General features: G+C 61.6%; 14 protein-coding genes. 11 read left to right on the top strand and 3 right to left on the bottom strand.

Annotated elements, in window-relative coordinates:
- Nucleotides 1-54 precede the first annotated feature (54 nt).
- From GOX63_RS20100 to GOX63_RS20090, 3 genes are all read left to right on the top strand, one after another.
- Nucleotides 55-1,407, top strand: a complete 1,353-nt coding sequence (locus tag GOX63_RS20100; RefSeq protein ID WP_170328032.1) for a formimidoylglutamate deiminase — start codon at nt 55-57, stop codon at nt 1,405-1,407.
- Nucleotides 1,408-1,416: 9 nt separating this feature from the next.
- Entirely contained in the window at nt 1,417-2,121 is a 705-nt protein-coding gene (locus GOX63_RS20095) for a GntR family transcriptional regulator (RefSeq protein ID WP_170328031.1), read from the top strand.
- Between the two features lie 84 nt (nt 2,122-2,205).
- Nucleotides 2,206-3,723 (top strand): malonate--CoA ligase, encoded by a 1,518-nt coding sequence (locus GOX63_RS20090; RefSeq protein ID WP_170328030.1) that lies wholly within the window; start codon nt 2,206-2,208, stop codon nt 3,721-3,723.
- Here the strand turns inward: GOX63_RS20090 and GOX63_RS20085 are convergent.
- The 3 genes from GOX63_RS20085 to GOX63_RS20075 form a co-directional block, all read right to left on the bottom strand.
- Complete coding sequence (locus GOX63_RS20085; protein WP_170328029.1) at nt 3,710-4,447, bottom strand: metallophosphoesterase family protein; 738 nt, start codon at nt 4,445-4,447, stop codon at nt 3,710-3,712. The two genes, GOX63_RS20090 and GOX63_RS20085, sit on opposite strands and share 14 nt — an antisense overlap.
- A 117-nt stretch (nt 4,448-4,564) precedes the next feature.
- Nucleotides 4,565-6,160: a phosphoglycerate dehydrogenase gene (serA, locus tag GOX63_RS20080; protein ID WP_170328028.1), complete on the bottom strand. Its 1,596-nt coding sequence runs from the start codon at nt 6,158-6,160 to the stop codon at nt 4,565-4,567.
- A 59-nt stretch (nt 6,161-6,219) separates the two neighbouring features.
- Nucleotides 6,220-7,374 (bottom strand): phosphoserine transaminase, encoded by a 1,155-nt coding sequence (locus GOX63_RS20075; RefSeq protein ID WP_170546968.1) that lies wholly within the window; start codon nt 7,372-7,374, stop codon nt 6,220-6,222.
- A 285-nt stretch (nt 7,375-7,659) separates the two neighbouring features.
- Between GOX63_RS20075 and GOX63_RS20070 the strand changes: the two genes are divergently transcribed.
- From GOX63_RS20070 to GOX63_RS20035, 8 genes are all read left to right on the top strand, one after another.
- The gene (locus GOX63_RS20070; RefSeq protein ID WP_170328026.1) at nt 7,660-8,244 is read left to right on the top strand and encodes an ANTAR domain-containing response regulator; all 585 of its coding nucleotides are present in this window, start codon (nt 7,660-7,662) and stop codon (nt 8,242-8,244) included.
- On the top strand, nt 8,241-9,413 hold the full coding sequence (locus tag GOX63_RS20065) for an ABC transporter substrate-binding protein (protein ID WP_170328025.1): 1,173 nt from the start codon (nt 8,241-8,243) through the stop codon (nt 9,411-9,413). The genes GOX63_RS20070 and GOX63_RS20065 overlap by 4 nt, the downstream gene beginning before the upstream one ends.
- A gap of 273 nt (nt 9,414-9,686) precedes the next feature.
- Nucleotides 9,687-11,054, top strand: coding sequence for a CmpA/NrtA family ABC transporter substrate-binding protein (locus tag GOX63_RS20060; RefSeq protein ID WP_170328024.1), 1,368 nt, complete (start codon nt 9,687-9,689; stop codon nt 11,052-11,054).
- A gap of 90 nt (nt 11,055-11,144) precedes the next feature.
- A complete protein-coding gene (locus GOX63_RS20055) occupies nt 11,145-12,230 on the top strand; it encodes an ABC transporter permease (RefSeq protein WP_170328023.1) in 1,086 nt (361 codons plus the stop codon).
- Nucleotides 12,231-12,235: 5 nt separating this feature from the next.
- Nucleotides 12,236-13,921 carry an ABC transporter ATP-binding protein gene (locus tag GOX63_RS20050; RefSeq protein ID WP_170328022.1) on the top strand — a complete coding sequence of 562 codons (1,686 nt, stop codon included), beginning with the start codon at nt 12,236-12,238 and terminating at the stop codon, nt 13,919-13,921.
- Nucleotides 13,922-13,926: 5 nt separating this feature from the next.
- Nucleotides 13,927-16,359, top strand: coding sequence for a nitrite reductase large subunit NirB (nirB, locus tag GOX63_RS20045; protein WP_170328021.1), 2,433 nt, complete (start codon nt 13,927-13,929; stop codon nt 16,357-16,359).
- Nucleotides 16,356-16,688: a nitrite reductase small subunit NirD gene (gene nirD, locus GOX63_RS20040; RefSeq protein ID WP_170328020.1), complete on the top strand. Its 333-nt coding sequence runs from the start codon at nt 16,356-16,358 to the stop codon at nt 16,686-16,688. Before nirB ends, nirD begins: the two co-directional genes overlap by 4 nt.
- Nucleotides 16,685-19,315: a molybdopterin-dependent oxidoreductase gene (locus GOX63_RS20035; RefSeq protein WP_170328019.1), complete on the top strand. Its 2,631-nt coding sequence runs from the start codon at nt 16,685-16,687 to the stop codon at nt 19,313-19,315. The genes nirD and GOX63_RS20035 overlap by 4 nt, the downstream gene beginning before the upstream one ends.
- The last annotated feature ends 106 nt before the right edge of the window (nt 19,316-19,421 follow it).

The following is a 19,421-nucleotide window of genomic DNA, read 5'->3' as shown; positions in this document are numbered from 1 at the left end:
TTGTTTTTTTCGTATACTTGTAAAAGTATAAAGTCTACACAAATTGGAACCGAAATGCCTATCCACGCAAAAACAACCTTATTAGGCTCTGATTGGGTTCATGATGTGCGGATCGAGATCGATCAGGGACGCATCCGACACATACAGACACAAGCAAACGCTGAGCCCGGGGACGAGCGGGTCGATGTGCTGTTGCCCGCCCTGGGGAACCTGCACTCCCACGCTTTTCAGCGGGCCATGGCCGGGATGACCGAAACCCGAGCGGCCGGGCGCGAGAGTTTCTGGACCTGGCGCAACCTGATGTACCGCTTTCTGGACCGTCTGACGCCGGAGCAGATCGAAGCCATCGCCGCGCTGGTGTTCATGGAGATGCAGGAGGCTGGGTACGCTTCGGTTGGTGAGTTCCACTATGTCCATCACCAACCCGGCGGTGCGCCCTATGACCAACTGTCAGAACTCAGCCAACGCATTTTCGCCGCCGCACAGCAAACGGGGATCGGTCTGACCCATCTGCCCGTGCTCTACACCTATGGCGGCGTCAAACAGGAGGCCCTTTCGGGCGGGCAGCTGCGGTTCGGCAACGATGTGGCGCGGTTCCTCGAACTGGTCGATGATTGCCGCCCTGCATTGCCAGAAACAGACTCTAAATTGGGAATTGCGCCACATTCTCTGCGCGCGACCTCGCCCACGGATCTGACCGAGGTGCTAAGGGCCACACCCGAAGGCCCCGTGCATATCCACATCGCCGAACAAGTGCAGGAGGTCACCGATGTTCAGGCCATGCTGGGTCAGCGCCCGGTGGCTTGGCTTCTGGACAATGTGCCGCTAGGCGCACGGTGGTGCCTAATCCACGCGACCCACATGACCGACGCCGAAACCACCGCTCTGGCCCGGTCGGGGGCCGTCGCTGGTCTGTGTCCAATCACCGAGGCCAATCTGGGCGACGGAATCTTCAACGGCGCTGAATATGTCGCTGAAGGTGGTCGTTTTGGGATTGGTTCAGACTCTAATATTAGGATCTCTCTGCCCGAAGAACTGCGCACACTGGAATATTCACAACGCTTGCGTGAACAGCAGCGGGCTGTTCTGGTCAGCGAGGGGTCGGTTGGTCACGCGCTTTACACTAAGGCAGCACTGGGAGGCGCGCAGGCCCTTGGGCGCAACGCGGGTGAGATTGCCGAGGGCAAGCTGGCCGATCTGGTGGCAATTAACCGCGACCACCCGACTCTCTGCGCGCTCAGCGATGATCAGCTGTTGGACGGGCTGTGTTTCGCCGCACCCGACGGGCTGGTTACCGATCTGTGGTCTGCTGGGCGGCATAGGGTGAAACAGGGCCGTCATGTTGCCCGCGACCGGATCATCCCCGCTTACCGATCCGCGATTGCGGACCTGTTGGCCTCGGTCTAAAGCTGCGCCATGCCTCAATCGAGTGATACAACCAGTTACAAAGACATCAAGCAGACCGTGCTGGCGCGCATCCGGTCCGGCGAATGGCAACCCGATGCGCTGCTGCCCAACGAACAGGAGCTTGCGGTCGAGTTTTCCTGCACCCGCACCACGGTCAATCGGGCCCTGCGGGAGCTGGCCGACGAGGGCTATCTGGAACGTCGCCGCAAGGCCGGCACGCGCGTAGCAAGCGCCCCGCAGCGGCAGGCGCGCTTTACCATCCCCATGGTCCGGGATGAAGTCGAGGCACTGGGCGGCACCTATCGCTATGCGCTGGTTTCCTCTGTCTCAGAGCCTGCGCCCGAGTGGCTCAGCGCCCGTCTGGCCCTGGCACCGGGGCAAAACGTGGTGCATGTGCGCTGTATGCATTTCAACGGCAACACCCCGTTTCAGTACGAGGACCGCTGGATCGTCACCGCCTCGGTCCCGCAGGTGGAGCAAGCCGATTTCTCGAAGCTCGGACCGAATGAATGGCTGATCCAGACGGTGCCCTTCACCAATGTCGAGTTGAGCTTTCTGGCCAGCCGCGCCGATGCCACGATTGCGGGATTTTTGGACGTCCCCGAGGGCGAGCCGGTCTTTACCGGCGAGCGGATCACATGGCTGCAAGGGGAACCGGTAACATTTGCTAAGATGTTCTTTGCCGCAGGCTACCGGATGACCACGGAATTCTGATCCCCAGCCCGATTTCCGCTTTACCGTCTAACCAATCCGGGACAGATTCAGCCCCGTATTGAGCAGGCGCAAAGGAATAACGACATGGGCAACCCGCTTTATGACCGGCTGTTTGGCATTCACGCGGGAAAGAGCACTCCATTTCTGCACCTGCCCGATGGTCAGACCCTGACCCATGCCGCCTTTCTGGATATGGCCGCGCGGATCGCTAATGCGCTGACCGGGTATGAGCTGGAACCCGGCGAACGGGTGGCGGTGCAGGTTGAAAAATCACCCGAGGCGCTGGCGCTCTATGCCGCCTGCGCTCAGACCGGGCTGATCTTTCTGCCGCTCAACACCGGATACACCACGGCCGAGTTGCAGTATTTCATCGAAAACAGCGGCGCCAAGCTAGTTGTGTGTGATGACACAAAGGCCGAAGGTCTGGCACCCATCGCCGCGTCCCAGAACGCAAGGTTAGAGACACTGAACGCCGACGGGTCCGGCAGCCTGATGCGGCGCTCCATGGGCATGTTGCCTGCGTTCGAGCCTGTTCGCCGCGCTGAGGATGACCTAGCCGCGTTCCTGTACACCTCGGGCACAACCGGGCGATCCAAAGGCGCGATGCTGACACAGGCCAACCTGCTATCGAACGCCGAGACGCTGGTGCAGGAATGGCGGTTCACAGCCGATGACGTGCTGCTGCACGCGCTGCCGATCTTTCACACCCACGGGCTGTTTGTGGCGACTAATGTGGTGCTGGCCTCGGGCGGGTCGATGATCTTTCTGCCGAAATTCGACCTTGAGGACATGCTGCGCCTGATGCCGCAGGCAACCTCGATGATGGGGGTGCCAACCTTCTATACCCGCTTGCTGAACGATGATCGTTTTAATGGCGATCTGGCGCGACACATGCGGCTGTTCATCTCAGGCTCAGCCCCGTTGCTGGCTGAAACCCATGAACGGTTTGAAACCCGTACCGGCCACCGCATCCTTGAACGCTATGGCATGACCGAAACCAACATGAGCACCTCGAACCCCTATGAGGGTGAGCGGCGCGCCGGCACGGTGGGCTTCCCCCTGCCAGATGTGGACATGAAGGTCACTGATCCCGAAACCGGGGAAACCCTGCCGCAGGGTGAAATCGGCATGATAGAGGTGCGCGGCCCGAACGTATTCGAGGGCTATTGGCAGATGCCCGAGAAAACTGCCGCCGAACTGCGGCCAGACGGGTTCTTTATCACCGGCGATCTGGGGCGGGTGGACGAAGACGGCTATGTCCATATCGTTGGTCGCGGCAAAGATGTGATCATCTCGGGCGGCTACAACATCTATCCCAAAGAGGTCGAATTGGTATTGGACGACCAGCCCGGCGTGCTGGAAAGCGCGGTGATCGGTGTGCCGCACCCGGATTTCGGCGAAACCCCGGTGGGTATTCTGGTGCCCGAGCCGGGACAGAGCCCCGACCCCGAGGCCATTCTGGCCGATGTGCAGGACGCATTGGCCCGGTTTAAACATCCCCGCAAGCTGATCGTGCTGGATGAACTGCCGCGCAACACCATGGGCAAGGTGCAGAAGAACATCCTGCGCGAGGACTACAAGGACCTGTTCACCAAGGGCTAGGGGTCAGCGGCACCCGTCCCGCCTCGGTCAGCAGCCAGCAATCGCGGCCTTCGAACACCGCCGTGGCCAGCGGACGGCCATAGCCCGCACCCGCATCCAGATTGATCCGGATGCTGCAATGTTCGGCCCGGTCCACTGGCGTATGCCCGTGTACCACCAGCCACGGATGCGGGCCGGGGTCACGCAGAAACTCGTGGCGGATCCAGACCAGATCGTCCTCGGCCTGTTGTTCCAGCGGAATGCCGGGGCGGATGCCCGCGTGAACGAATAGCAGCACACCCTCCTGATGATACAGGGGCAGCGCATTGATGAAGTCGATATGTTCGGGTGGCACCGCGGCGCAAGCGCGTTCGTTGACCTGAAAGATGCGGTCTTCATCCACGACCTCAACGCCGTATGAGGCCAGTGTTTCCCGCCCTCCCAGACGCGGGTGGAGCCAACTGAGCGTGATCGGCAGGCGATTGTCGGCAATCTCACAATCCTGCACGAACCGGGCCATCATCCGGTCGTGGTTGCCCTTGACCATGATCCAGTTGCGACCCGCGCGCTGCCCTTCGATCAGCAGGTCCAACACACCACGACTGTCGGGGCCGCGGTCCACATAATCCCCAAGAAACACAATCCGCGCATCCGGCCCGCCGTCCTGCTCAATCAGGCGCAGCGCGTGTTCCAGCATGCCAAGCTGACCGTGAATGTCGCCAACGGCGTAGATGGGGGAGGTCATGAAAAATCCTCGGTCAAAGTGAATACCCTGCTTGTGGCGCGTTTCCGGTCGCCGGAAAAGAAAATACCCGCGCCTTGGGCGGCGCGGGTACGGATTGTCTCAGAATTTCAACACCGCTCAGGCGACATCGAACTCCAGCGGCTTGATCTGGGTGAACAGGCCAGTTTCCGCCAGCTTGGCGCGCGCCTCGGCCGGAACCGGTTCATCCACGTAAAGCAACGCGATAGCCTCACCACCCGCCTCGGACCGGCCGAGGGTAAAGTTGGCGATGTTCACGTCGTTTTCGCCCATGGTCTGTCCCAGAGTACCAATAATACCCGGCACGTCTTCGTTAGTGGTGTACAGCATATGCGCGCCCACCTCGGCATCGATATTGATGCCTTTGATCTGGATGAAACGCGGTTTGCCGTCGCTGAACACGGTGCCAGCAATCGAGCGTTCGCGCTTGTCGGTGACCACGGTGACCTTGATATAGCCATCAAAGACACCGGACTTGTCCTGATTGGTGGTCGAGATCTTGATCCCGCGCTCTTTCGCCACCACAGGGGCCGAGACCATGTTCACCTCGGGGTTGAACTTTTTCATGATCCCGGCGACGACGGCACAGTTCAGCGCGGCCAGGTTCATTTCAGCGGCCACACCGTCATAGAGGATGTTGATCGCTTGCACCGGCTCATCCGTCATCTGGCCAATGAAGCTGCCCAGATGACCCGCCAGCTTGATCCACGGCCCCATGACCTTGGCCTCTTCGGCGGTGACGCTGGGCATGTTCAGCGCGTTTTCCACCGCCCCGGTCAGCAAATAGTTCGAGATCTGCTCGGCCACTTGCAGCGCCACGTTTTCCTGCGCCTCGGTCGTTGCAGCACCAAGGTGAGGCGTGCAAACCACGTTCGGTAGATTGAACAGGGCGTTGTCCTTCGCCGGTTCCTCGCTGAATACGTCAAAGGCCGCGCCCGCAACATGACCGGAAGTCAGCGCCTCCGCCAGCGCCCCTTCGTCGACCAGTCCACCACGGGCACAGTTGATGATGCGAACGCCCTTCTTGGTCTTGGCGAGGTTCTCACGGCTGAGGATATTGCGGGTCTGATCGGTCAGCGGCACGTGCAGGGTGATGAAATCGGCGCGGGACAGAAGTTCGTCCAGCTCGACCTTCTCGACCCCCATCTTGGCCGCTTTCTCTTCGCCCAGATAGGGATCATAGGCGACGACTTTCATCTTCAGGCCCAGCGCGCGTTCACAGACGATACCGCCAATGTTGCCCGCACCAATGACCCCGAGGGTCTTGTTGGTCAGCTCGATCCCCATGAACTTGGACTTTTCCCACTTACCCGCATGGGTCGAGGTGCTGGCCTCGGGGATTTGCCGCGCCACGGCGAACATCATCGCAATGGCGTGCTCGGCTGTGGTGATCATGTTGCCAAAGGGTGTGTTCATCACGATCACACCTTTTTTCGAGGCCGCTTCCTTGTCGATATTGTCGGTGCCGATCCCGGCGCGGCCGATGACCTTCAGGTTGTCCGCTTTTTCCAGAATGGTCGGCGTGACCTTGGTGGCCGAGCGGATGGCAAGGCCGTCATACTGACCGATCACCTCGGCCAGCTTGTCCTTGTCCTTGCCCAGATCGGGCATGAAATCCACGTCGATGCCGCGATCGCGGAAGATCTGCACGGCGGTTTCACTGAGCTTGTCAGATACGAGTACTTTGGGGGCCATATTCTCTGGTCCTTGAATTGTATGGGAAGCCCGGGCCAGATATGGCCCGGTGGAATAGGTCAGGCGGCTTCGGTTTGCGCCGCGATCTCGGCCTCAAAGGCCCAGGCCAGCCAGGGCAGCATCGCCTCGATATCCGAGGTCTCGACCGTCCCGCCGCACCAGATGCGCAGGCCCGCAGGCGCGTCGCGATAGGCGCCGATGTCCAGCGCGATATTCTCGACCTCAAGCCGTTTGGCCACGGCCTTGGCGAAAGTGACACCGTCCTGAATGCGCGGATCGGTGAACTTCAGGCAAACCGAGGTGTTCGATTGCGTCGCCGCATCCTCGGCCAGATTGGCGATCCAGTCATTCTGATCACAGAACGCGTGCACCGCACCGGCATTGGCATCGGCACGGGCGATCAGCCCTTGCAGGCCACCGACCGAGCGCGCCCAGTCCAGTGCGAACAGGTAATCCTCGACCGCCAGCATGGACGGCGTGTTGATTGTTGCACCAGTGAAAATACCGTCGATCAGCTTGCCGCCTTTGGTCAGGCGGAAAATCTTGGGCAGAGGCCATGCGGGGGTATAGCTCTCCAGCCGTTCCACCGCGCGGGGCGACAGGATCAGCATGCCATGAGCCGCTTCTCCGCCCAGCACTTTCTGCCAGCTGAACGTGGTCACATCTAATTTGTCCCAAGGCAGGTCCATCGCAAAAGCTGCCGATGTCGCGTCACAGATCGTCAAACCCTGACGGTCATCCGCGATCCAGTCGCCATTGGGAACCCGAACGCCCGAAGTGGTGCCGTTCCACGTGAACACAACATCATTGGCGAAATCGATGGATGCCAGATCCACGATCTGACCGTAATCCGCGGTTTTGACCTCGGCGTCGATCTTCAGCTGCTTGACTACGTCGGTGACCCAACCGGACCCAAAGCTTTCCCAAGCCAGCATCTCGACCTTGCGTTCGCCCAGCAGCGACCACAGCGCCATCTCGACCGCGCCGGTGTCCGAGGCGGGAACGATGCCGATCTTGTAGTCCGCCGGAATGCCCAGCACTTCGCGCGTGCCTTCGATGGCCGCTTTCAGCTTGTCCTTGCCGACCGCGGCACGGTGCGATCGACCCAATGCAGCGTCGGCCAGTTTGGACAGTTCAAATGTGGGGGGTTTGGCGCAGGGGCCAGAGGAAAAACGCGGATTCGCCGGCCGCGTTGCCGGTTGTTCGATGGTCATGTGTATTACCCTTCCAGATACACGCCCCTCGTTGGGGAGGGGTGTCCCACCTCAACACCTAGAAAGCGCGCCGCGGTGCAGCAAGCAAAAAAGACGCTTTGGGAGCAGAAAACGACGACTTCATTCGTGTCGCTTGCGGTCACAAGTTTCCGATAGGCGGCAAATCGATGGCTTCCGGAGGCCACGCCCCAGGCATTTGACTGTTTTTTAGGCAGTGCCGGCGGGACATGGACAGAATCGCGCCCGATCTCTTGTGAACAAGCAACGCGCCGGTGAAAAGAAGCAATGCCAGACACGCTGACCATTGTCGTTGTAGAAGAAGACCGCGAACGCGCGATTGCTATCGTCGACGCGCTGAAAGCGTCGGGGTCCTATGATGTGCATGTGATCGGCAATGTCTCGAGCCTTGCACGCAAGATCGCGGCGCTGGTGCCCGATGTGGTGCTGATCGATATCGACAATCCTACCCGCGACATGCTGGAGGAGCTGACGCTGGCCTCGGGGCCGTTGGAGCGCCCGGTGGCGATGTTCGTGTCGGGCGCAGCGGGGGATTTGGCCTCAACCGCGATCGAGGCCGGGCTGTCCGCCTATGTGGTGGACGGTATGCAGCCCGACCGGTTGAAACCGGTACTGGACGCCGCCATTGCCCGCTTTCAGATTGTCCGCCAGATGCGCCGCGAATTGGCCGAGACCAAACGCGCGTTGGAAGAACGCAAGGTGATCGACCGCGCCAAGGGGTTGCTGATGAAGGCGCGCGGGATCGAGGAGGAAGAGGCCTATGCCCTGTTGCGTAAGGCCGCCATGGATCAGGGCCGCCGCGTCGCCGACGTGGCCGAGGCGCTGGTCACTGCGTCGGGGCTGCTGTCATGAATGCGGTCACCCTGCCCGTCGCCTATGTGCCATTGGTCGATGCCGCGCCTCTGATCGTGGCGCATGAGATGGGTCTCGCCCGCGCCGAAGGGGTCGAGCTGGAGCTGATAGCCGCACCCTCGTGGTCGTCGGTGCGCGATATGCTGGCATTTGGCCGAGTGGACGCGGCGCATTTGCTGTCGCCGGTGCCCGTCGCAATGGCGCTGGGACTGGGCGGAGTGACGCAACCCTTGTCCGCGGTCTCGGTCCTGTCAGTGAACGGAGACGTCATCGGCGTCAGCCGCGCTTTGGAAATCCGCCTGCGCGAGACGGGCTATGGGTTCGACTTCCACGATCCGTTCAAGGCCGCTGCGGCACTGGCCTCGGTCGCGGACCGGCCTTTGGTGTTTGGCGTGCCCTTCCCGTTCTCGCTGCATGTGGAACTGCTGCATTGCTGGCTTGAGGCCACCGAATTGTCAGCGGTCGGGGTCGAGGTACGCACCATTCCCCCGCCACTGATGGCGCAGGCGCTGGCCGAAGGGGATGTGGATGCGTTCTGCGTGGGCGAGCCCTGGGGCTCGGTCGCGGTGGAATCGCAGGCGGGGGCGCTGTTACTGCCCGGTCAGGCGATCTGGGCCTTTGCCCCCGAAAAGGTGCTGGCCGTGCGCACCGAATGGGCCGAGACCGAACCGCATCTGCTGGGCAAGCTGATGCGGGCCGTCTGGCGGGCCGGGCGCTGGCTGGGTCAGCCGGGCAGCCAAACCGCCGCCGCTGAGATACTGGCGCGCGACGCCTACCTGAACCTGCCGTCGGAGTTGATTGATCGGGCCTTGTCGGGTCGATTCACCATCTCGGGGCAGGCGGAGCAGCGCGAGGTACCGGGTTTCCTTGAATTCCACGACGGGGCGGCGAACTTTCCATGGCGCAGTCAGGCCAAGTGGATCGCCCAGCGTTTGGCCGCACGGTACGGCTTGGACCCGCATCTGGCGCGGGCGCAGGCGGGCAGCGTTTTCCGCAGCGATATCTACCGCAATCAACTGGCCGATATCGGGGCCGACCTGCCCGGCGCGTCGGAAAAACTCGAAGGCGCGATTCGGGAAACCACCCCCGTTGCCTCGCATAATGGGCAATTGTCGCTGAAGCGGGACGCGTTTCTGGACGGGCGCATTTTTGACCCTCAGGATATCTGACGCCTAAAAATTAGGCAGCCCCCGGCGCCATACAGCGCATTCGCAGAAAATCACGCCGCATTGCAGCAAAACTTCTTGAGCCGCACCCGGGTTTCTTCGAATCTGATCTCAACGGCACGCAATGGCGTGTGTCGATGTACTTCTTCCCAAAGTTTGGGATCGACTGAGCAAAGCCGCTCACACTCTGGCCACCTCCTCCCGGTCAGAGCGTGCAGCGGCTTTTTTGTTTTTCACCCCCGGGATCCCCGGGACCAAGAAAAGGGACAGACCCACATGAAGAAATTCCTTGCAGGCCTTGTCGCCACCACCGCCCTGATCAGCCCGGCCATGGCCGAGACGCTGGAACTGGAAAAAGACGAGCTGACCTTCGGCTTTATCAAACTGACCGACATGGCCCCGTTGGCCGTGGCTTATGAGAACGGCTACTTCCTGGACGAAGGCCTGTTCGTGACGCTTGAGGCGCAAGCCAACTGGAAGGTTCTGCTGGACGGCGTGATCGACGGGCAGCTGGACGGCGCGCATATGCTGGCCGGACAGCCGCTGGCCGCGACCATCGGTTATGGCACCGAGGCGCACATCGTCACCCCCTTCTCGATGGACCTGAACGGCAACGGTATCACCGTGTCGAACGAGATCTGGGAAGAGATGAAGCCGAACATCCCGGTGATGGAAGACGGCCGCCCGCAACACCCGATTTCAGCCGAAGCCCTGGCTCCGGTGGTCGAGAAATACAAAGCCGAAGGCAAGCCGTTCAACATGGGCATGGTCTTTCCGGTCTCGACCCACAATTACGAGCTGCGCTACTGGTTGGCCGCTGGTGGTCTGAACCCGGGTTACTACAGCCCCGAAGACGTGACCGGCCAGATTGGCGCGGACGTCTTCCTGTCGGTGACGCCTCCACCGCAGATGCCTGCAACTTTGGAAGCGGGCACCATCTATGGTTACTGCGTGGGTGAGCCGTGGAACCAGCAAGCGGTGTTCAAGGGCATCGGTGTTCCGGTGATCACCGATTATGAGCTGTGGAAAAACAACCCCGAAAAGGTCTTCGGCATCACCGCCGACTTCGCCGAGGAATATCCCAACACCACCCGCGCCGTCACCAAGGCTCTGATCCGCGCCGCGATCTGGCTGGACGAGAATGACAACGCCAACCGCCCCGCCGCGGTCGAGATGCTGAGCCAGCCGGAATATGTGGGTGCCGACTACGACGTGATCGCGAACTCGATGACCGGGACATTCGAATATGAAAAAGGCGATAAGCGCGAAGTGCCCGATTTCAACGTGTTCTTCCGCTATAACGCGACCTACCCGTTCTATTCCGACGCCATCTGGTACCTGACCCAGATGCGCCGCTGGGGCCAGATCGCCGAGCCGCAGACGGACGCGTGGTATGACGAGGTCGCCAAGTCCGTCTATCGCCCGGACATCTATCTGGACGCCGCCCGCATGCTGGTGGACGAAGGTCTGGCGAATGAGGCCGACTTCCCCTGGGACAGCGACGGCTACAAAGCTCCGACGCCGGCTGAGGATATCATCGACGGCATTCCCTATGACGCCCGCCAGCCCAACGCCTACCTGCAAAGCCTGCCGATTGGCCTGAAGGGCGAGCAGGTCGTCGTCGGCGCCGAAGTTCAGGGCTAAGGCCTTCTCCCCGGCCTGAATGGCCGGGGTCTTCCACATCAACAGAATTCCACCCCGCCCGGGCACTTATCCGGGCCAGGAGACCGCAAGATGACCGCCATCGACCACGATACGCTATCAAATGAGGCTGAACGCGAGGCCCGCAAGGCCCGCCTGTTCACCCGAATCAACGCCGCCGACAAATGGTTTCAGGTTCTGGGCTTGTCCTGGATCACCCCTGTTCTGCGCGCCGCCGCGGGCGACAACCCCCGCGCCCAGATGGGTGAAATCTGGCGTCTGCTGGCCGTGCCACTGCTGGCCATCTGCGCGTTCTTGCTGCTTTGGGGCACGCTGGCGCCGAAGGTGCAGACCTCGCTTGGGGCTGTCCCCGGACCGGCTCAGGTCTGGTCCGAAGCTGTCAGCTTGCATCAGGACGCCCAGGCCAAAGCCGCCAAGAAGGCCAAGTTCGAGGTGATGGTCGAAAAGCGGAACCAGAAATTCATCGATGCAGGTCAGCCTGAGAAGGTCAAAGAAGTCGCCTATACCGGCGCGCCGAGCTATTACAACCAGATCTGGACCTCGATCAAAACGGTGTTCTTCGGCTTTCTGATCGCCACAATCGTGGCCGTTCCGCTGGGCATCGCGGCAGGCCTGTCGCCCACCGCAAATGCCGCGCTGAACCCGCTGATCCAGATTTTCAAACCGGTTTCACCGCTGGCCTGGCTGCCGATTGTGACGATGATCGTTTCGGCCGTTTATGTCACCAATGACGGCTGGTTCGCCAAGTCCTTCCTGATCTCGGCCATCACCGTGACGCTGTGTTCGCTGTGGCCTACGCTGATCAACACCTCGCTGGGTGTGGCGTCAATCGACAAGGATCTGGTGAACGTCTCCAAAGTTCTGAAAATGAACACCTATACCAAGATTACCAAGCTGGTGCTGCCCTCGGCCCTGCCGCTGATCTTCACCGGTCTGCGCCTGTCACTGGGTGTCGGCTGGATGGTCCTGATCGCCGCCGAGATGCTGGCGCAAAACCCCGGACTGGGCAAGTTCGTCTGGGATGAGTTCCAGAACGGTTCCTCCAGCTCGCTGGCCAAGATCATGGTGGCTGTGTTCACCATCGGCATCATCGGCTTCCTGCTGGACCGCGTGATGTACGCGCTGCAGTCGCTGTTCACCTTCTCGAACAACCGGTGATCGACATGGCTGTGATGGAATTCAAGAACGTCAGCAAATCCTTCGGCACCGGTACCGCCGCGACGGATGTGCTGAAAGACATCAACCTCTCGGTTCAGGAAGGCGAGTTCGTGGTTCTGCTGGGCTTTTCCGGCACCGGCAAGACCACTCTGATCAACCTGATGGCGGGGATCGAGTTCCCGACCAAGGGCAGCGTCTCCTTCCGCGACGCTCCAATCACTGGCCCTGCGCCGGAACGGGGGGTGATCTTCCAAAACTACTCGCTGATGCCGTGGCTGACGGTGACGGGCAATGTACGGTTGGCCGTGGATGCGGTCTTTCCCAAGATGCCCAAGGCTGAGAAAGAGGAAAAGGTCGCCCACTACATCCGCATGGTCGGCCTAAGCCACGCCGCAACCCGTCGCCCGGCTGAACTGTCGGGCGGGATGCGGCAGCGGGTGAACGTGGCCCGTGCTTTGGCGATGGACCCCGAGGTCCTGCTGTTGGACGAACCCTTGTCGGCGCTGGACGCGCTGACCCGTGGCAATCTGGCGGAAGAAATCGAAAAGATCTGGGAAGAGAACCGCAAGACCTGTGTTCTGATCACCAATGACGTGGACGAAGCGATCCTGCTGGCCGACCGCATCATCCCGCTGAACCCCGATGGCACCTTGGGGACCGAGTTCAAGGTCTCGATCCCCCGCCCCCGCGACCGCTCGGCCATGAACCATGATGAGAAGTTCAAGGCGCTGCGCGGCGAGGTCACCAAATACCTGATGGATGTGGGCATCGAGGCCAAGGTCGAAGGCACCAAGACCCTACCCGACGTGACCCCGATCCACGGTGTACCTGCTGCGGTGAAAGAGGCGCAGACCGGCCTGATCGACGAACGCTATCTGGATTTCAGCCAGTTGCACAAGATCTATCCCACGCCCAAAGGCCCGCTGACTGTGGTCGAGGATTTCAACCTCAAGCTCAATCGCGGTGAGTTCATCTCGCTGATCGGCCATTCGGGCTGCGGCAAATCCACCGTGCTGACCATGGCTGCCGGTCTGAACGAGATATCGAAAGGCGCGATCAAACTGGATGGCCGCCATGTTGAAGGCGCCGATCCCGAACGTGCCGTGGTGTTCCAGTCGCCCTCGCTGTTCCCATGGCTGACCGCGAAAGAGAACGTCTCGGTCGGTGTGGACCGCGTCTATCCGCGCGCCAGCCAGGCCGAGCGTCAGGACGTGGTGGAATACTACCTTGAGCGGGTTGGTCTTGCCGATGCGATGGACAAGTCCGCCGCTGACCTGTCGAACGGGATGCGCCAGCGCGTCGGCATTGCCCGCGCCTTTGCGCTCAGCCCGAAACTGTTGCTGCTGGATGAACCCTTCGGGATGCTCGACAGCCTCACCCGTTGGGAGCTGCAGGAAGTGCTGATGGAGGTCTGGTCCCGCACCAAAGTCACCACCATCTGCGTCACCCATGATGTCGATGAGGCGATCCTGCTGGCCGACCGCGTGGTGATGATGACCAACGGTCCGCAAGCCACGATCGGCAAGATCACCAATGTCGACCTGCCGCGCCCGCGCACCCGCAAGGCGCTGCTGGCCCATCCCGATTACTACGAATACCGGCAAGAGGTGTTGGATTTCCTCGAGGAATACGAGCACGGCGCAAAGCCCAAGCCCAAATCCCCTGCCCCCAAAGCCATTGCTGCGGAGTGAATGACATGAAACAGAAACTGGTAGTCATCGGAGCCGGCATGGCCTCGGGCCGGGTGCTGGAGCATCTGACCGACGCCGCCCCCGATGCGTTCGACATCACCCTGTTCAACGCCGAGCCGCGCGGAAATTACAACCGCATCATGCTCAGCCCGGTTCTGGCAGGTGATCAGACTTACGAAGAGATCGTGACCCATGACGACGCCTGGTATGCCGAACGTGGCATTACCTGCCGGTTCGGTGAGAAGGTTGTCAAAATCGACCGCGAGTTGAAAGTAGTCGAAGGCGAGAACGGTCATGTTCCTTACGACAAGCTGATCTTCGGCACCGGTTCGAACCCCTTCATGATCCCGATGCCGGGACATGATCTGGACGGCGTGATCGCCTATCGCGATCTGGAAGACACCGAACAGATGATGGGCATGGGCGCGGGCAACAAGGTCGTCGTGATCGGCGGCGGCTTGCTGGGCCTTGAGGCCGCCGCAGGCATGGCCGCGCGCGGTGCGGATGTGACCGTGGTGCATATCATGGGCCACCTGATGGAGCGTCAGCTAGACCCCGCTGCAGGCTACCTACTGAAGAAATCGCTGGAAGAAAAAGGCATCACCGTTCTGCTGAATGCCAAATCGACCGAGATCGCGGGTAAAGATGGCAAGGCCCGTGCGTTGCTGCTGGAGGACGGCACGGAATTGCCCTGTGACCTGTTGGTGATGGCTGTGGGCATTCGCCCCAACACCGCACTGGCGCAGGAGACCGGGCTGGCCGTCGGGCGTGGCATCCATGTGGACGATCAGATGATCACCTCGGACGCGGATATCTTTGCCGTTGGCGAATGCGTCGAACATCAAGGCGAGATTTTTGGCCTTGTCGCGCCGCTTTACGATCAAGCCAAGGTGCTGGCGCGGACCCTGCTGGGGGAAGAAGCCGCGTTCAAGCAACGCTCGCTGTCCACCAAGCTGAAGGTCACCGGCTGCGACCTGTTCAGTGCAGGCGACTTTGCCGAGGGCGAAACACGCGAAGATATCGTCTTCCGCGACCCGGCCCGTGGCGTCTACAAACGGCTGGTGCTGGAAGGTGACAAGCTGGTCGGCGCGGTCATGTATGGCGATACCGGTGACAGCAACTGGTTCTTCGGCCTGATCCGCGATGGCGAGGACGTGTCCGAGATGCGCGAGACACTGATCTTCGGCCCGGCCTATCAGGGGGGCGGCTCTGCGGACCCTCTCTCAGCCGTTGCAGCATTGCCGCCTGAGGCGGAAATCTGTGGCTGCAACGGCGTCTGCAAATCCGACATCACCACTGCCATCGACGGCGGCGCTACCGATCTGAGTGCGATCCGCGCAACCACCAAGGCAAGTGCCTCGTGCGGGACGTGCACCGGGCTGGTTGAGCAGTTGTTGCAGGTCACGCTGGGTGACGACTTCCAGATGCCTACCGCGCAACCCATCTGCGGCTGCTGCGATCTGACCCATGAAGACGTCCGCCGCCTGATCAAATCGCAGGAGCTGAAAAGTCAGGAAGCGGTCTGGCAGGAACTGGGTTGGAAAACCCTGAACGGCTGTCATGTCTGCCGTCCGGCGGTGAATTTCTACCTGCTCGCCGACTGGCCAGTGGAGTATCAGGACGACCCGCAAAGCCGCTTCGTCAACGAACGCAAACACGCCAACATTCAGAAGGATGGCACGTTCAGTGTCGTACCCCGTATGTGGGGCGGCATCACCAACCCGGCGGAACTGCGCGCCATTGCCGACGCGGCCGAAAAATACGACGTACCCACGGTCAAGGTCACCGGTGGACAGCGCATCGACCTGCTCGGCGTGAAGGGGTCTGACCTGCCTTACATCTGGTCCGATCTGAACAAGGCCGGGCTGGTCTCGGGCCATGCCTATTCCAAGGGTCTGCGCACGGTGAAAACCTGCGTCGGCACCGATCACTGCCGGTTCGGCACGCAAGACAGCACGGGCCTCGGCGTGAAGCTTGAGAAAATCCTGTGGGGCTCGTGGACGCCGCACAAGCTGAAGCTGGCGGTCTCGGGTTGTCCACGCAACTGCGCCGAGGCGACCTGTAAGGACATCGGTGTCGTCTGCGTGGACTCGGGCTATCAGATCAGCATCGGTGGTGCTGCGGGCATGGACGTCAAGGAAACCGAATTGCTGGTGCAAGTCCCCACCGAAGACGAGGCCATCGAGGTCGTGATGGCCGTCACTCAAGCCTATCGCGAGGGCGGCAAGTATCTGGACCGTCTGTATAAATGGATGGCGAAGGTCGGCCTCGACTGGATCAAGGAAACCGTGGTGGATGATCTCGACAACCGCCGCGCGCTGGTTGAACGCTTCGAACTCAGCCAGTCCATCTATCGCAAAGACCCATGGGCCGAGCAGGCCAAAGAGGCCCCGCGCTTTGCGCCACTGGCCGATCTGACACTGGAGGCCGCAGAATGAGCTGGATCGACATCGGACATATCGACGACATCCCCCTGCGCGGGGCGCGTGTGGTGAAAACCCCGGTGGGTTGCATCGCCCTGTTCCGCACGGCAGAGAATGAGGTTTTTGCCGCCTCGGACCGCTGCCCCCACAAGGGCGGACCGCTGTCCGAAGGCATCGTGCACGGCCAGTCCGTCACCTGCCCGCTGCACAATTGGGTGTTCGACCTGAACTCCGGTCAGGCCCAAGGCGCTGATGAAGGGCAGATTGCTACCTACCCGGTGCAGCTGGATGGCGACCGCATCCTGCTCGACAGCACCTCTCTTGGGCAAAGGAGCGCCGCGTGAAGGATCTGACCGCCTGCGCCAAGCGCTCAACCTGCCCCTATTGCGGGGTCGGCTGCGGTGTTCTGCTGCAGCCGGACGGTGCCGGAGGCCTGACGGTCACCGGCGACCCGGACCATCCGGCCAATCACGGGCGGCTCTGTTCCAAAGGCTCCGCGCTGGCCGAGACCATCGGCCTGTCGCATCGCTTGCTGGCCCCGCGCGTCTCGGGTGTCGAAACCGGCTGGGACGATGCGCTGCAGCTGGTCGCCGACCGGTTTCGCGACACCATCGCGGATCACGGGCCGGATTCGGTGGCCTTCTATGTCTCGGGCCAGTTGCTGACCGAGGATTACTATGTCGCCAACAAGCTGATGAAAGGCTTCATCGGCTCGGCCAATATCGACACCAATTCGCGGCTTTGCATGGCTTCGACTGTGGCGGGGCACAAACGCGCCTTCGGCACCGACACCGTCCCCGGCACCTATGAGGATATCGACGAGGCCGATCTGGTGGTGCTGGTTGGGTCCAATTTGGCCTGGTGTCACCCGGTTCTGTACCAGCGCCTGATGGCGGCACGGCAGGCGCGCGGCACCAAGATCGTGGTGATCGACCCGCGCCGCACTGCCTCCTGCGACAGCGCAGACCTGCATCTGCCACTGGCTGCGGGCAGCGATGTGGCACTGTTCAACCACCTGCTGACCCGGATCGACGCCCTTGGGCTGGTGGATGTGGACTTCCTGCCCCACACAACTGGCACTCCCGAGGCATTGAACAGCGCAATGGCCGATGATGTCTCGGTCACCGGGCTGAGCCCGGAAGATATCGCCACATTCTGCGACATGTGGACCGGCACGGAAAAGGTGGTGACCATTTTCAGTCAGGGCGTGAACCAATCAACCTCGGGCAGTGACAAGGTCAACGCGATCCTCAACTGCCATCTTGCGACGGGTCGGATCGGCAAACCGGGTTGCGGCCCTCTGTCCGTGACCGGCCAGCCCAACGCCATGGGCGGGCGCGAGGTTGGTGGGCTCGCCAACATGCTCGCCTGCCATCTGGATATCGAAAACGCCGACCACCGCTCCGCGGTGCGCGATTTCTGGTCGGCGTCCGCTATGCCTGAAGCCCCCGGTCTGAAAGCGGTTGATATGTTCCGCGCCATCGGCGACGGGCGGATCAAGGCGCTGTGGGTGATCCACACCAACCCCGCCGTGTCCATGCCCGAGGCCGACGCGGTGCGCGACGCCATCGCCGCCTGCCCCTTCACTGTGGTTTCAGATATCACCGACCGGACCGACACGGCACGGCTGGCCGATGTGCTGCTGCCCGCCTCGGCCTGGGCCGAGAAAGACGGCACCGTCACCAATTCCGACCGCACCATCAGCCGCCAGCGCGCGGTTTTTCCCGTCCCCGGGCAGGCCCGCGCCGACTGGGACATCCTATGCGAGGTCGGGCGGCGGATGGGCTGGGCCTCGGCCTTTGACTATCAAAGCCCTAGCGAGATTTTCCGCGAACATGCAGCGCTGTCTGGTGTGGCGGCACAGTTTGACAAAGATTTCGACATCTCGGGCCTCGCTGACCTGAATGCCGCAGATTACGACGCACTTGAACCGACACGCTGGCCCGTGACCGCCGCGCGACGGGGCGGGCGATTCTTCGCGGATGGGCAGTTCTATCATCCCGACGGCAAAGCCCGGCTGTTGCCGGTCAAATGGCGCCCGCCCGCAGCCAAAACCAGTCCACGCTATCCGTTCTGGCTGAACACCGGGCGGCTGCGCGATCAATGGCATACAATGACCCGCAGCGGGTTATCCCCCCGCCTGTCAGCCCATCTGCCCGAGCCTTTTCTGGATATTCACCCGGAAGACGCACGGTCGCAAAAGATTTCCACCGCAGATCTGGTCACGGTGACAAGTCCACACGGCAAAGCCATCCTGCGCGCGCGGATCAACGGGGATGTCACCCAGGGTCAGGTCTTCGCCCCGATCCACTGGACCGGAGAGACCGCGCCCTCGGCCCGCATCGACGCGGTGGTGGCGGCGGCGACCGACCCAGTCTCGGGCCAGCCAGAAAGCAAGGCATCGGTCGTCAATGTCACCCTCTTCAATGCCGCATGGTACGCGTTCGCAGTCTCCGACCGGGAGATAAGCCCAAGCTGCGATTACTGGGCGCAAAGCCCGACGAAATCCGGCTATCGCGCGGAACTGGCCGGGCTAGACCCCATCGAAGACTGGCACGCCGCAGCCCGCGACCTGTTCGGGCTACCGGATGCCGAAATCACCGCGGTTGAGGACCCGGCCCGCGGCGTGGCCCGTCTGGCCTGCCACCAGAACGGACGGCTGGTCGCAGCGCTGTTTGTCTCACCCCAACCGGTCGCAGTGATGCGCGACTATCTGGCGACACTGCCGCAGGTGCCCGATCTGGGCCTGCTGTCGGGCCGCGCCCCGCCAGACATGCCGGACCCGGGACCAATCCTGTGCTCGTGTTTTGATGTTGGCGTGAATACGATCCTGACAGCGATCGAGACCCAAGGTCTGATCTCGGTCGAAGCCATTGGCGCGGCACTACAGGCCGGAACCAATTGCGGATCCTGCCGTCCGGAACTGGCCACACTTCTGGCCTCGGCCCAACAGAAAGAGGCCGCTGAATAGAAAAACCCCCGCCTTTTGAGCGGGGGTTTCGTCTGTTCTTGAACTGAGCTTACTCGGCTGCGTCTTGGTATGCGTCCATTGGTGGGCATGTGCAGACGAGGTTTCT

Origin of the sequence: Ruegeria arenilitoris, from assembly GCF_013031355.1 — a bacterium.
In the GTDB taxonomy this organism is placed as follows: Bacteria; Pseudomonadota; Alphaproteobacteria; order Rhodobacterales; family Rhodobacteraceae; genus Ruegeria; species Ruegeria arenilitoris_C.
This window is presented reverse-complemented; position numbering and strand designations above follow the sequence as displayed.